This is a genomic window from Paenarthrobacter sp. 10L420 (genome assembly GCF_056395385.1).
Genome location: NZ_JBFTJK010000006.1, coordinates 144,649 through 158,837, shown reverse-complemented (window position 1 = coordinate 158,837; position 14,189 = coordinate 144,649). Strand labels below are relative to the sequence as shown.

The 14,189-nt window shown below is 62.0% G+C and carries 13 protein-coding genes; 11 read left to right on the top strand and 2 right to left on the bottom strand.

Annotated features, from left to right (window positions below):
- Positions 1-12: 12 nt before the first annotated feature.
- On the bottom strand, positions 13-945 hold the full coding sequence (locus tag AC1DD5_RS11585) for an aldo/keto reductase (protein ID WP_477521511.1): 933 nt from the start codon (positions 943-945) through the stop codon (positions 13-15).
- 51 nt (positions 946-996) lie between these two features.
- On the opposite strand from AC1DD5_RS11585, the gene AC1DD5_RS11580 reads away from it, so the two are divergent.
- Positions 997-1,830, top strand: coding sequence for an undecaprenyl-diphosphate phosphatase (locus AC1DD5_RS11580; RefSeq protein WP_442005324.1), 834 nt, complete (start codon positions 997-999; stop codon positions 1,828-1,830).
- A 15-nt stretch (positions 1,831-1,845) separates the two neighbouring features.
- On the top strand, positions 1,846-3,123 hold the full coding sequence (gene mshC / locus AC1DD5_RS11575; RefSeq protein ID WP_477521510.1) for a cysteine--1-D-myo-inosityl 2-amino-2-deoxy-alpha-D-glucopyranoside ligase: 1,278 nt from the start codon (positions 1,846-1,848) through the stop codon (positions 3,121-3,123).
- Here mshC and AC1DD5_RS11570 read toward each other — a convergent pair.
- Positions 3,120-4,025, bottom strand: a complete 906-nt coding sequence (locus AC1DD5_RS11570; RefSeq protein WP_431115281.1) for a PAC2 family protein — start codon at positions 4,023-4,025, stop codon at positions 3,120-3,122. The two genes, mshC and AC1DD5_RS11570, sit on opposite strands and share 4 nt — an antisense overlap.
- Positions 4,026-4,147: 122 nt before the next feature.
- Between AC1DD5_RS11570 and AC1DD5_RS11565 the strand changes: the two genes are divergently transcribed.
- The 9 genes from AC1DD5_RS11565 (at position 4,148) to pafA (ending at position 14,096) form a co-directional block, all read left to right on the top strand.
- A complete protein-coding gene (locus AC1DD5_RS11565; RefSeq protein ID WP_477517383.1) occupies positions 4,148-4,867 on the top strand; it encodes an HAD family hydrolase in 720 nt (239 codons plus the stop codon).
- Positions 4,868-6,031 (top strand): site-2 protease family protein, encoded by a 1,164-nt coding sequence (locus AC1DD5_RS11560; RefSeq protein WP_477517384.1) that lies wholly within the window; start codon positions 4,868-4,870, stop codon positions 6,029-6,031. It begins immediately after the preceding gene.
- A 113-nt stretch (positions 6,032-6,144) separates the two neighbouring features.
- A complete protein-coding gene (locus AC1DD5_RS11555; protein ID WP_442005320.1) occupies positions 6,145-7,233 on the top strand; it encodes a tRNA (adenine-N1)-methyltransferase in 1,089 nt (362 codons plus the stop codon).
- A 96-nt stretch (positions 7,234-7,329) separates the two neighbouring features.
- Positions 7,330-9,141 (top strand): proteasome ATPase, encoded by a 1,812-nt coding sequence (arc, locus tag AC1DD5_RS11550; protein WP_431115286.1) that lies wholly within the window; start codon positions 7,330-7,332, stop codon positions 9,139-9,141.
- 50 nt (positions 9,142-9,191) lie between these two features.
- Complete coding sequence (dop, locus tag AC1DD5_RS11545; RefSeq protein ID WP_477521594.1) at positions 9,192-10,811, top strand: depupylase/deamidase Dop; 1,620 nt, start codon at positions 9,192-9,194, stop codon at positions 10,809-10,811.
- A 116-nt stretch (positions 10,812-10,927) separates the two neighbouring features.
- Positions 10,928-11,131 carry a ubiquitin-like protein Pup gene (locus AC1DD5_RS11540; protein WP_216925702.1) on the top strand — a complete coding sequence of 68 codons (204 nt, stop codon included), beginning with the start codon at positions 10,928-10,930 and terminating at the stop codon, positions 11,129-11,131.
- Between the two features lie 80 nt (positions 11,132-11,211).
- Positions 11,212-12,021, top strand: coding sequence for a proteasome subunit beta (gene prcB / locus AC1DD5_RS11535; RefSeq protein WP_223932797.1), 810 nt, complete (start codon positions 11,212-11,214; stop codon positions 12,019-12,021).
- A 1-nt stretch (position 12,022) separates the two neighbouring features.
- Positions 12,023-12,730, top strand: coding sequence for a proteasome subunit alpha (gene prcA / locus AC1DD5_RS11530; protein WP_477521509.1), 708 nt, complete (start codon positions 12,023-12,025; stop codon positions 12,728-12,730).
- A gap of 1 nt (position 12,731) precedes the next feature.
- Positions 12,732-14,096, top strand: a complete 1,365-nt coding sequence (gene pafA, locus AC1DD5_RS11525) for a Pup--protein ligase (protein ID WP_224164420.1) — start codon at positions 12,732-12,734, stop codon at positions 14,094-14,096.
- Positions 14,097-14,189: the final 93 nt, after the last annotated feature.

The window sequence follows — 14,189 nt, the reverse complement described above, 5'->3', positions numbered from 1 at the left end:
GGAACTCGAGGGCTATGCCGCCGAGACGTCTTCCAGGGCACGCGCAATCTCGGCCGGGAGAACCGTCAACTTGGCATCCAGCAATTCCTTGAGCTGGACGGCGTTCCGGGCTCCCACTATCGCCGTGGCAACGCCGGGACGGGAAAGCAACCAACTCAGCGACACGTCTAGGGGCGATCGTCCCAGCCCCCGGGCGGCCATGGCGACGGCCTCCACTACCCGTGATGCCTTCGGTTCAAGGTATGTCTCCACATAGGCAGCAAGCCTGCTCTGCGCGGCACGGGAATCCACGGGAATCTGGCCCCGGTACTTTCCGCTCAAGACACCGCGGCCCAGGGGAGCCCAAGCCATCAGGCCGAGCCCGGCATCCTCCACGGCAGGAATGAGCTCTTCCTCCGGCTTTCGCTGCACCAGGGAATATTCGGATTGGTTGGCTACGAGCGTGAAACCAGCCACTGCCGCCGCTTTGGCTGTCTGCCACCCATTGTAATTGGAAATTCCCACATAGCGGGCGCGTCCTGACCTCTGTGCGAGCTCCAGCGCTGACAGAGTCTCGTCCAAGGGAACATTCGGGTCCCACTCCTGAACGAACCAGATATCGAGGTAGTCCGTTCCAAGCCTTGCCAGGCTGGCGTCCAACGCCGCGAGCAGGGCACCGCGTGATGCGTTGATGCTGCGCCGTGATTCCGACGACGAGACGCCGGCTTTGGTTGAGATCACGACTTCCGAGCGAGCCACGACATCACCCAACATGGAGCCCAGCATGGCCTCAGCCTGGCCCTGGGCATACGATGCAGCGGTGTCGATGACGGTGCCACCTGCGTCCACGAAAGCGTGGAGCAACTCCGCGGCGTCCTGCTCATCCGTCTCCTGCGCCCAGGACATTGTTCCGAGGGACAAAGAGGAGACACGGAACCCGCTGTTCCCGACATAACGCTGCTGCATGCTGATAGCTTACGGGGAGATCCTAGTCTTCATGACGTAGGGTCTATTCACGTGAACTGGATAGAAGCAGCCTTGCTGGGCCTGGTGCAAGGCCTCACCGAATTCCTCCCGATCTCCTCAAGCGCCCACTTGCGGATCGTGGGCTCATTCCTTCCGAATGCAGCCGATCCCGGAGCCGCCTTCACGGCCATTATCCAACTGGGTACGGAGACGGCGGTCATTGTCTATTTCTGGCGCGACCTCGTGCGGATCATCGGGGCCTGGTTCAGGTCCCTGAGTGGGAAAGTCCCACGAAACGATCCAGACGCCCGAATGGGATGGCTGGTAATCCTGGGCAGCCTCCCCATCATCGTGCTCGGCTTGTTGTTCCAGGACCAGATCGAGTCGGTCCTGCGAAGCATGTGGATAGTTGCCACCATGCTCATTGTCTTCGGCATGATCCTGGCAGTTGCCGACGCCATTGGCTGCCAGGAACGGGATCTCACACAGCTCAGCTATAAGCATGGCATTCTGTACGGCCTTGCCCAGGCGATGGCCCTTATTCCCGGCGTTTCGCGTTCCGGCGGAACCATCACTGCCGGGCTGCTGATGGGGTACACACGTGAAGCTGCGGCTCGCTACTCGTTCCTCCTCGCCATTCCGGCGGTTTTCGGCAGCGGCCTCTACCAGCTCTACAAAACGGTTTCCAAGGAGGGGCTCGCCGGTCCCTACGGCCTTCCGGAGACGGCACTGGCCACAGTCATCGCCTTCGTGGTGGGCTACGTGATCATCGGCTGGTTCCTGAAGTTCGTCTCCACACGCAGTTACAGGCTCTTTGTCTGGTACCGCATCCTTCTTGGCCTGGCCTTGTATGTCCTGCTCGGTTTCAATGTGATCAGCGCCTAGCACTAAGGTTGAGTCGTGAAATCGTGGACTTCCCGCCCTGTTCCTGAGCTGCCCGGCAGCATGCCGCAACTACGCCTCTTCGACACCGCCCTCGGCCGCGTCGTGGAGATAGAGCCGCAGCCGGAACAATCGATGTACGTCTGCGGCATTACGCCGTACGACGCGACGCACATGGGCCACGCCGCCAGCTATGTGGCCTTCGACCTCCTCAACAGGACATGGCGCGACGCCGGGGTCCGGGTGGCCTACGTCCAGAACGTTACGGACATCGATGACCCGCTGCTTGAACGCGCCACGGCCACCGGCGTGGACTGGCGTGACTTGGCGCAGAGCCAGATTGAACTGTTCCACACCGATATGGACGCCCTGAACGTCCTTGCCCCCAATCACTACATCGGCGCAGTCGAAGCCATTCCGGATATTGTGCCGGCGATCGAGCGGCTTATTGCGGACGGCGTCGCCTACCGCGTACAAGGTACTGATGGGGAGCCCGACGGCGATGTCTACTACGACGTCGAAATGGCCGGCAAACGATCCGACGCCACGGATGCATGGACTCTGGGCGACGTTTCAGGTCTCGGCGAAGCGGAAATGCTTGCCCTTTTTGCAGAGCGCGGGGGCGATCCGGACAGGGCAGGCAAACGCCAGGCGCTCGACCCCTTGCTCTGGCGGGTGGCACGCGAAGGAGAACCCAGTTGGCCGGGGGCCACTTTGGGCGACGGCCGTCCCGGGTGGCACATCGAGTGTACGGTCATCGCACAGAAGTACCTGCCCGCACCATTTACCGTGCAGGGTGGCGGCTCGGACCTCATCTTCCCCCACCACGAAATGGGAGCAGGACACGCCTACTCGCTGGCGGGCGTTCCGCTTGCCCGACACTATGCCCATGCCGGCATGGTGGGCCTCGACGGGGAAAAGATGAGCAAGTCAAAGGGCAACCTGGTTCTTGTCTCCAAGCTCCGGGCTGCTGGAGAAGAACCCGCAGCCATCCGCCTTGCGATCCTCGCCCACCATTACCGCTCTGATTGGTCCTGGACTGAGGCGGACTTCGGGGCAGCAAAGGATCGGCTGGCCCAGTGGCGCAATGCCCGTGACGCTGCTCCTGCCGGTTCGGCCGCAGCGCTCGTCGCCGCCATGCGCCTGGAATTGGCCAATGACCTCAACGCTCCCGGAGCGATGGCCGCTGTCGATCGCTGGGCTGAGGAGGCATTGCGGAACAACGCTCCGGCGTCCGGGATCGACGCCGCACTTATGAGCGATGCCGTAGACGCGCTGCTCGGCGTGGAGCTTTAGGGCCGGTCCTTACCCCGCCGCTTGAGGTAGCGCTCGAACTCCCGGGCGATCGATTCGCCCGAGGCTTCCGGGAGGTCCGCTGTGTCCTTGGCCTCCTCCAGTTGGCGTACGTAGGCAGCAATCTCAGGATCTTCGGTGGCAAGTTCGTCCACTCCGCGTTCCCAGGCCTCGGACTCTTCCGCCAGGGCCTGGCTGTCAAGGGGAACCTGGAGCAAGTCCTCGATCTTGTGAAGGATGGCGAGTTGGGCCTTGGGCGAGGGCGGCTGTGCGACATAGTGGGGGACCGCTGCCCACAGGGAAACCGTCGGCAGCCCTGCCAGCATGGCAAACTCGGCCAGCACCCCCACAATTCCCACGGGCCCCTCGTATTGGGAGGCCTCCAGGTTCAACCGTTCCCGAAGTGAACTGTCTTCCGTGGTGGTGCTTACCGGAATGGGCCTGCTGTGCGGAACGTCGGCCAGCAGCGCACCCACAAGAATGACCGAGTCCACCTTCAGCGCTTCGGCGTGGACCAGGAGTTCGGTGGTGTAGGCGCGCCAACGGTATGAAGGTTCTGTGCCCAGAACAAACACCACATCCACATTGCTGTCCGGAACTGACGCTTTGTAGATCCGCGTCGAGGGCCATTTGACCTTGCGCGCACCAGAGGACGTACGCCGCACGGTGGGCCGGGTGAACTGGAAGTCGTAGTACTCCTCGGCGTCCACTGTGGCAACCTTCTTGCCGTCCCAGAGCTTATTCAAATAGTGCAGCGCATCGCTGGCGGCCTCGCCGGCGTCGTTCCAACCTTCAAACGCGGCGATCATTACGGTGACGCGCTGGCCTTCCGCGGGTTCCTTAAGGAAACGCTCGGGCTCCGCGGTGATGTCCTGTCCTTCGGGGGTCCCGTCCACACTGTTCATCCACTCACCCTACGTCCAAGACCCTTGTGGATGCATGGCATTTCGCCCCGAAGCGTGTCCTGTATTCGCCCACAGCGCAAGCCCGGCCGGAAGCGCCCCGGCTTCCACGTAGACTTGAAACCATGCCTTCGTCATCCAGTCAGCCCCTCCTCAAAGCCGTGCTCTGGGATATGGATGGCACCCTAGTGGACACTGAGCCCTACTGGATCGCCGCCGAGCGCGCACTCGTGGAGGCGCATGGTGGGAGCTGGTCACACCAGCAGGCCATGCAGTTGGTGGGGCAGTCCCTGATGCACTCGGCCGCAGTGCTCCAAGCTGCAGGAGTCCGCCTCGAAGCCCGGGAAATTGTGGATACCCTCAGCGCACAGGTAATCAAGCACGTCCGCAATGAAGTTCCCTGGCGCCCAGGAGCACGCGAGTTGCTGGACGAATTGCACCAGGCAGGCATCCGTTGTGCCCTGGTCACCATGTCCGAGGGCCCGCTGGCCGGCGTTATTGTCGAAAGCCTTCCCAAGCCCTACTTCGAATTCCTGGTCACGGGAGACACCGTCAGCAACGGCAAGCCCCACCCGGAGGCCTACCTCACGGCTGTTGAACGGCTCCGGCTCGATGACCCGTCGCTGACCATCGATCACTGTGTTGCGCTGGAAGATTCCATCCCGGGCGCTACGGCTGCCCTGGCATCCGGAGTGCTGACCGTGGGCATTCCGCACCAGGTTCCGTTGCCCGAGTACCCTGGCATGGTCATGTGGGAAACCCTGGTGGGCCGGTCCGCGGCGGACGTCAGCCAGCTGGTTGCCAACCGCTTCGCACAGGGAAACCTGCTTGAAGGGGCAAACTAGGTGAGCAGCTCCTCCACGCCACACCATGCTGTGACCAAAAAGGACGGCATCCCTCTCGGAAAAATCGCCGGAATCTCCGTGTACCTCGCGTACTCGTGGTTCGTTATCGCCGGCTTCACCGTCATCGTCTATGGGCCTGCCCTGCTGGTGCGGATGCCCAACCTCGGCATCTGGGCCTACTTTGTTGCCCTCGGCTATGCCTTGCTGCTCGCGCTCTCCGTCCTGGTCCACGAGCTTGCACATGCGCTCAGCGCCAAAGCGTTCAACTGGCCAACGGAAAAGATTGTCCTGAACCTGTGGGGCGGCCACACCCAATTCGAGAGCTTCACCGCATCCCCGGGACGCTCTGTCATCGTCGCCCTTGCCGGACCGGTGTCAAACTTTGTCCTGGCCGGCGGCATGTGGGCTGTCCTTTCTTCAGGCATCCTCGGTGGCGTCGCGGAAATCCTGGCAAACATCCTGATGTGGGCCAACCTCCTTATTGGCATCTTCAATGTTCTTCCCGGATTGCCCTTGGATGGCGGCCGATTGGTGGAGTCGGCGGTCTGGAAGGCCACGGGCAGCCAGGACAAGGGAACCATAGCGGCAGGATGGTCAGGCCGTGTCATCGTCGCCGCACTTGTCATTTGGTTCATCGGAGTTCCGTTCCTCACCGGAGCGCCCCTGGACATCAGCCTCATGCTCATCACCGTCCTTGTGTGCGGTTTCCTCTGGATGGGAGCCTCCAGCTCCATCAACCACGCAAAACTCCGCAGCCGCCTTTACCTGGTGAGCGCGGCCGGGCTAGCGGAGCCCGCAGTGGGTCTCCCGAACGCGGCGACTGTGGCAGACATCCTGGCGGTATCACCTGCCGGGCGTCCCGCCGTCGTAATTTGCGGACCTGACGGAAAGCCTCAGGGAGTGGTTGATCCCGGCGCGGCTGCCGCGGTTCCTCCCGCGGCCGTAGCGACGACGCCGGTCACCGCCGTAGCGCATGCACTGGCGGCCGGTGCCTACGTCCCTGAATGGTCCAAAGGCCAGGAGCTGATCCAGTATCTGGCGCGGCTGGAGGGTGGCGAATACGCTGTGGTGGACCACAACGGAACCGTGACCGGGTTGCTCAGGCAGCAAGCAGTAGTGACAGCGATAACAGGTAAAGAAGCCCGGGGCAGCGGGCGCGCCTAACGGGCTTGCCGGTAGAGTTACGTGCCGGTCCATAAAAAATAAACCATCGATTTTCGACGCCCATACGGCAGCAACACATGGCGGCGCAGCCGCCCAGGAGCGAGGAACACCACATGAGCAGCGAAACCGCCGCGGCGCAGACAATCGCAGGCACTGTCCCGGGCGCGGACACAGGCACTGACAAGCCAGCCACCGACTCTGCCACGCAGCCAACCGGGGCAGCCCGGCGCCGTGGGCCTTTCCGTGTGGGCGAGCGGGTGCAGCTCACGGATGAGCGTGGCCGGATGAACACCATCACGCTTGAGGTGGGCGGAGCTTTTCATACCCACCGAGGGTTCCTGAACCACGACGAAATCATCGGCAAGGTTGATGGTTCGGTAGTCAGCAATAACATCGGGCAGCAGTACCAGACGCTGCGGCCCTTGCTCTCGGACTTCGTCCTGTCCATGCCGCGTGGCGCGGCCGTCGTCTATCCCAAGGATGCTGGCCAGATCGTCACGATGGCTGACATCTTCCCCGGGGCCCGCGTTGTTGAAGCCGGCGTTGGCTCCGGCGCGCTGTCCATTTCCCTGCTCCGTGCAGTAGGCGACGGCGGCTACCTCCATTCCTTTGAGCGGCGCGAAGAATTCGCGGACATCGCCCGGGGGAACGTCGAGACGATCTTCGGTGGCCCGCACCCCGCTTGGCAGATCTCCCTGGGCGACTTCCAGGAAGAGGTAGTCAAGGCCGAGGCACCCGGCTCCGTAGACCGTGTAGTGCTGGACATGCTCGCTCCGTGGGAGTGCTTGGACGCTGTTGCCACAGTCCTGGCTCCCGGCGGCGTCTGGATCAATTACGTAGCAACCGTCACCCAGTTGTCCCGCACCGCCGAAGCCATCCGCGCTGACGGACGCTTCACCGAGCCGGACGCCTGGGAATCCATGGTCCGCGGCTGGCACCTTGAAGGACTCGCCGTCCGTCCGGATCACCGCATGGTGGCCCATACTGGATTCCTCCTGGTCACCAGGCGGCTCGCCGACGGCGTCACGGGAATCTCCGTCAAACGGCGCCCGTCCAAGACCGAATTCAGCGAGGAAGACCTGAACGCCTGGACTCCGGGAGCAGTAGGGGAGCGCGCAGTATCGGACAAGAAACTCCGGCGCGCTGCACGTGATGCCATCGCCGGAACCAACGTCCAGGACGAGCCCTCGGTCACAAACTGAAAAGGTCACAATAGGGTCCGCATTCCGGATGTCACCAAGCACCCTGCGCTTTTCGGGACTAAGGTCTTGTTAAGCGCAGGAAGGGGCTGATGAATCGTGGATACGTCGAACAACAACGACATTGGACGGCCGACGCCGGAGGAAGCTAACGCCGCAGCTGAAGAGGCAGCAAACCGGAGGCTTGCCGCCATCCAGCCGCCCGACCCATCCAGTGAATTGACCGTGGCCGAACGCCAGATCAACATCCTTCGGGACAAGCTTCGCCACATCGACCGCCAGCTTGCCGCCGCCACCCAGAACAACAGCAAGCTCGTCAGCATGCTTGAAACGGCGAAGAGCGAGATCCTCCGTTTGAAGGGTGCTTTGGAGCAGGAAGGGCAGCCGCCCTACAGCTTCGGAACAGTGGTACAGATCAACCCCCGCAGGCAGCCGGGCCCGGGAAGTTCCGGCCAAGCGGCCACGGAGGAATCCGTGGACATTTTCAATGCAGGGCGCAAGATGCGTGTAGGCATCAGCCCGCTGGTAAATGTCAACCAACTCGCCGTTGGCCAGGAAGTCCTCTTGAATGAGGCCCTGCTGGTGGTTGCCGGACTCGGCTACGAACGGGCGGGTGAACTCGTTACGCTCAAGGAGATGCTGGGCAAGGACCGTGCGTTGGTAGTAGGCCGCGCGGACGAAGAACGCGTAGTCCGCCTTTCCGGAGCGTTGCAAAGCGTGCACCTGAAGGTAGGAGACGCACTGTCACTGGATTCGCGCACCGGCTACGCGCTGGAGAAAGTTCCGCGCGCTGAGGTGGAGAACCTTGTCCTGGAAGAAGTTCCGGACATCACCTATCAGGACATCGGCGGCCTTGGTCCGCAGATCGAACAGATCCGCGATGCCGTTGAACTCCCGTTCCTGCATCCGGACCTTTACCGGGAACACGGGCTCAAGGCGCCCAAGGGCATCCTTCTCTACGGTCCGCCAGGTTGCGGCAAGACCCTCATCGCCAAGGCTGTGGCCAATTCCCTGGCAGCCCGTGCCGCTGAGCGCGCAGGCAACACCGACCTTAAGAGCTACTTCCTCAATATCAAGGGTCCTGAGCTCCTGGATAAGTACGTCGGCGAAACCGAACGGCACATCCGGCTGATCTTCTCCCGTGCCCGGGAAAAAGCGTCCGATGGCAGCCCCGTGGTGGTTTTCTTCGATGAAATGGATTCGCTGTTCCGCACCCGAGGAACTGGCGTGTCTTCCGACGTCGAAACCACCATCGTCCCGCAGCTGCTCAGCGAGATTGATGGCGTGGAGCGATTGGACAACGTAATCGTCATTGGTGCCTCAAACCGTGAGGACATGATCGATCCCGCGATCCTCCGGCCGGGCCGCCTTGACGTAAAGGTCAAGATCCAGCGACCCGACGCCGAAGCCGCTGCAGACATCTTTGGCAAGTACATCACCACCGATCTCCCCTTCCATGCACAGGATCTGGCGGAGTACGGCGGGGACGTCCAAGCTACTGTCGACGCCATGATCCAGCGAACCGTGGAGGCAATGTACTCCACCGAGAAGTCGAACGAATACCTTGAAGTCACGTACGCCAACGGTGATACGGAAATGCTGTACTTCAAGGATTTCAACTCAGGCGCCGTGGTTCAGAACGTCGTGGACAGGGCTAAGAAGTACGCCATTAAAGACCTGCTGACAAACCATCAGAAGGGCCTGAGGATTGACCACCTGCTGCGTGCAGTGGTGGATGAATTCCGGGAACACGAGGATATGCCGAACACCACAAACCCTGACGACTGGGCAAGGATCTCAGGGAAGAAGGGTGAACGGATCACGTACATCCGCACGATCGTGCAAGGGAAGGCCGGCCAGGAACCCGGCAAGTCGATCGAGACCACGGCCAACACAGGTCAGTACCTGTGACGGCCAAAACCGAGGGTGTGCCCGGGGAAAGGTTGCCTGCGGGCGGCGCCATGCGCGTCATGGGTTCCGAAACCGAGTACGGAATCCATGCGCCGTCGGCGCCTGGGGCGAACGCCACGATGATGTCCGCCCGGATCATCCAGGCCTATGCCACGGTCACGCGCCAACGTGCCGCCGGGGGAGCGGAAACCCGCTGGGACTACACGGACGAAGAACCTTTACACGATGCCCGCGGCTGGACCGTTGACCGGGCGTCGGCCGATCCCAGCCAGTTAACTGACCAGCCGCCAGTGCTCGACGCCGAGGCAGTCGCGTTGGCGTATGGCCGCCAGGAACTGGAGCTGGACGGCCAGGACGAGTCCGGATCGCTCCTGATGAACATGGTCCTCGGGAACGGCGCGCGCCTTTACGTGGACCACGCTCACCCGGAATACTCAAGCCCCGAAGTCACCAACCCACGGGATGCGGTGGCCTGGGATGCCGCCGGTGATCTCGTCGCACTTGCCACCGTGAGGAAAGTGGCGGCAGACACCAGCCTTCCGCCGATCAATCTCTACAAGAACAACACTGACAACAAGTCAGTGTCCTATGGCTCGCACGAGAACTACCTCATGCCCCGTTCAGTTCCCTTTTCCGACATTATCCGGGGGCTCACACCATTCTTCGTGTCCCGGCAGGTTATTTGTGGAGCCGGACGTGTGGGGATCGGGCAGGACAGTTCCACTGCCGGCTACCAGATCAGCCAACGGGCAGACTTCTTCGAGGCTGAGGTGGGCCTTGAGACCACTATCCGACGCCCCATCATCAACACCCGCGACGAGCCCCATGCGACGGCGGATAAATACCGGCGGCTCCACGTCATTATCGGCGATGCGAACCTCAGCCAGGTTTCCAACTACCTGAAGTTCGGCACCACGGCCATGGTTCTTAGTCTCATTGAGGCTGGCCAGGCGCCCCGCATCGAAGTCCATGAACCCGTTCAGGCGCTGCAGGCCATCAGTCATGACACAACCCTGACCACCACGGTAAGACTGCTGGACGGGCGAAGGGTGACCGCCCTGGACGTCCAGTGGATGTACTACGAGGCCGCCGCAAAGCTGGCGCAGGAGACCGGAGTTGCAGATTCCGTCAGTGGTGACGGGCACACGCATGGCGTTCTTGAGCGCTGGGAATCCACCCTGTCAGTGCTGGGCAGCAACCCCGCTGCTGCTGCCTCATCGGTGGAGTGGGTAGCCAAGAAGTCCCTCCTTGAGGGGTACCGGAACCGCGACGGCCTTGGTTGGGACGATGCCAGGCTCGGGTTGGTCGATCTCCAGTGGTCCGATATCCGGCCCGAAAAGGGTCTTTACTACAGGATGCTGTCCAGGGACAGGATGATCCGGATCGTCGACGACGCCGACGTCGCCAGGGCCGTGAGTGAACCGCCGTCGGACACGCGAGCGTACTTCCGCGGACGGTGCGTTTCAAGCTTCGGCAAAGATGTTGTCGGCGCCAGTTGGGACTCGGTCATTTTCGACGTTCCGGGACTTGGGAAACTGCAGCGTGTACCCACCCGCGAACCACTGCGGGGAACCAAGGCGCTGACGGGCGCCCTCTTTGACCGGCATCAGGAAGCGGGCTCGTTCCTGGCCGAATTGCTGGGCCAAAAGCCGCCGCCGCCCAAGGACTGAGGCATTCAGCCACCGGAAAAATGGTGCCCTCGCAAAGCCGGGCGGAGCAGCCCACAGCGTGGCAATATGGCAGTAGGAAGTCTCCACAAACGGGGACTGACAGTAGGGAGAAAGAAATGGCAGCTCAGGAGCAGCAGCAACCGCAGTCACGGGACACCGAGACTGAAGTGGATGTCCCGGAGGCCCCGCCGGCAGCACCCGAAGCCCAGGCCTCGGACGCGACCCAGGGTGTGGACGATCTCCTTGACGAAATCGATGGCGTCCTGGAATCCAACGCTGAAGAGTTCGTCAGGGCCTTCGTCCAAAAGGGCGGCCAGTAAGCGGACCCGGACAAATTATGTACTGCCCGGCCGGCGCGAGGCCGCCGGGCATCGGAATGCAGAGTCGAAGGAGTGCAGCAATGCAGGACCCATCAACCGGCCCCCTGGCCACCCAGGCAACGTCTTCATTCACGGAGCACCTTCAACGCTCGCGTCCCGAACTCCTTCCCTTCAACCAGACGTTGCCAGCCGGCACCGTACCGTCCTCGCCGCATGCAACCACTATCGTCGCCTTGACATACGCCGGGGGGGTGCTGATGGCGGGAGACCGGCGGGCAACCATGGGAAACGTGATCGCCAGCCGTCACATTGAGAAGGTCTTTCCCGCGGACCAGTATTCGGTGCTGGGCATCGCCGGTACCGCTGGCTTGGCGATCGATATTACGCGGCTCTTCCAGGTGGAACTGGAGCACTACGAAAAGATTGAGGGTACGCTCCTTAGCCTCGTAGGCAAGGCCAACCGATTGGGTGCGATGATTCGCGGCAACCTGCCCATGGCAATGCAGGGAATGGCCGTCATTCCCTTGTTTGCCGGTTTCGACCAGGTATCGGGCACCGGACGGCTTTTCTCCTACGACGTAACCGGTGGACGCTATGAAGAACAGGAACACCACTCAGTGGGTTCCGGTTCAGTTTTTGCGCGTGGAGCCCTGAAAAAGCTGTGGAAGCCAAACCTCTCGGAAGAACAAGCCGTGGCCGTCGCGGTTGAGGCCCTCTATGACGCCGCGGACGACGACTCCGCAACGGGCGGCCCCGACCCCGTCCGCCAGCTGTGGCCAGTGGTTTACACCGTGAACCGTGCAGGTAATCGACGGGTACCTGAACGGGACCTGGCGGCGATAGCCGGCACCATCGTCGAATCCCGTGCCATCGCCGGACGGGAGGCCTGACATGACGCAGCAGTTCTATGTCTCGCCCGAACAGCTGATGAAGGACCGTGCGGACTTCGCACGGAAGGGCATTGCGCGCGGACGTTCCGTAGTGGTGATCAGTTGCGCTGATGGCATCGCTTTGATTGCTGAGAACCCGTCACCTTCGCTGCACAAAATCGGCGAGATCTACGACAAAATCGCCTTCGCGGCAGTGGGCAAGTACAACGAGTTCGAAAGCCTGAGGCAGGCCGGGGTACGGTACGCGGACGTCCGTGGCTACTCGTACGACCGCGAAGACGTGACAGCCCGGGGATTGGCCAGCGTCTACGCGCAGAGCCTCGGAGCCGTGTTCACCGCAGAACAAAAGCCCTTCGAAGTGGAACTGGCCGTGGCGGAAGTCGCCCCGACCCAGGAGCAGGACCACCTGTACCGGCTCACCTTTGACGGTTCGATTGCCGATGAGAACGGCTTCGTGGTGATGGGCGGACTTGCCGATCAGATTTCCGACGTCGTCGGCGGGGCTTGGGAGCCTGAGCTTGGTTTTGCCGGGGCGATGAGATTGGCTTTGCGCGCATTGGCGACAGACAAGGAAGCCGACGCTCTCCCGGCGACCGCCGTCGAAGCCGCAGTCCTGGACCGCGCCTCGGAGAGTCACAGGGGTTCCCGCCGGGCTTTCCGGCGTCTGCTTCCCGAGGACATGACACAGCTGCTCACAGAGGAGGCTTGAGATGGACAAGCGCATATTCGGCATCGAGACGGAGTTTGGAATTTCCTATTCCAGCCCCGACTCCCGTCCTTTGGCCCCCGAAGAAGTGGCCCGCTACTTGTTCCGCAAGGTGGTGAGCTGGGGCAGGTCCTCCAACGTCTTCCTGACCAACGGTTCACGCCTTTACCTGGACGTTGGTTCGCACCCGGAATACGCCACCGCGGAATGTGACGACCTCGCGCAGCTCATCGCCCACGACCGCGCCGGCGAGCTCATCCTGGACGACCTCGTCGATGAGGCCCAGGCCCGCCTCGCTGCAGAGGGTTTCAACGGCACGGTGTACCTCTTCAAGAACAACACCGACTCCGCCGGAAACTCCTACGGCAGCCACGAAAATTACCTCATACCCCGCCGCGGTGAGTTCTCCAGGCTGGCTGAAATCCTCATCCCGTTCCTGGTGACTCGTCAGCTCATCGCGGGGGCCGGCAAAGTCCTGAAGACGCCCCATGGTGCAACTTTCGCCTTTTCGCAGCGGGCGGACCACATCTGGGAAGGCGTGTCCTCTGCCACCACCAGGTCACGCCCCATTATCAACACCCGTGACGAGCCGCATGCCGACGCCGAGTTCTATCGCCGGCTCCACGTGATCGTGGGTGATTCCAACATGTCCGAAACCTCGGCACTCCTCAAAGTGGGCACGGTGGACCTCATCCTGCGCATGATCGAGGCAGGGGTGATCATGCGGGACATGCGAATGGAAAACCCGATCCGCAGCATCCGGGAAATTTCGCACGACCTCACAGGCAGCGCCTTGGTCCGCCTGGCAAACGGCAGGCAACTTTCGGCGCTCGATATCCAGCGGGAGTACCTGGCAAAGGTCACAGAGTTCGTGGCCGCAAACGGCGCACACAATGCCCACGTGCCGCTTATTCTGGACCTGTGGGAGCGGACCCTGGATGCGATTGAAAGTGGCGATACCAGCACGATTGACACCGAGGTGGACTGGGCGATCAAGAAGAAGCTGATGGACGGTTACATGCGCCGGCACGATCTCAGCCTGGACTCGCCACGCATCGCTCAATTGGATCTCACCTACCACGACATTTCCCGGCAGCGCGGCCTCTTCTTCCTGCTGCAATCACGGGATGCCGCGCGGCGTTTGGTCCCGGAAACTGAAGTGAAGGACGCCGTGGACACGCCCCCACAGACAACCAGGGCCAAACTGCGGGGAGATTTCGTCCGAAGGGCGCAGGAGCTTGGACGCGATTACACGGTGGATTGGGTACACCTGAAGCTCAACGACCGCGCACACCAGACGATCCTGTGCAAGGACCCCTTCCGCAGCGTTGACGACCGCGTCGATGCGCTGCTGGACTCCATGGGCTAACCGCCTTTCTGAGCGGACTCCCAGCTTCACGCGCTATTCTGGACTGTGGCCTCTTTCCAAGAGGCCATTGCCTTGGATCTGCCATGCGCCTTT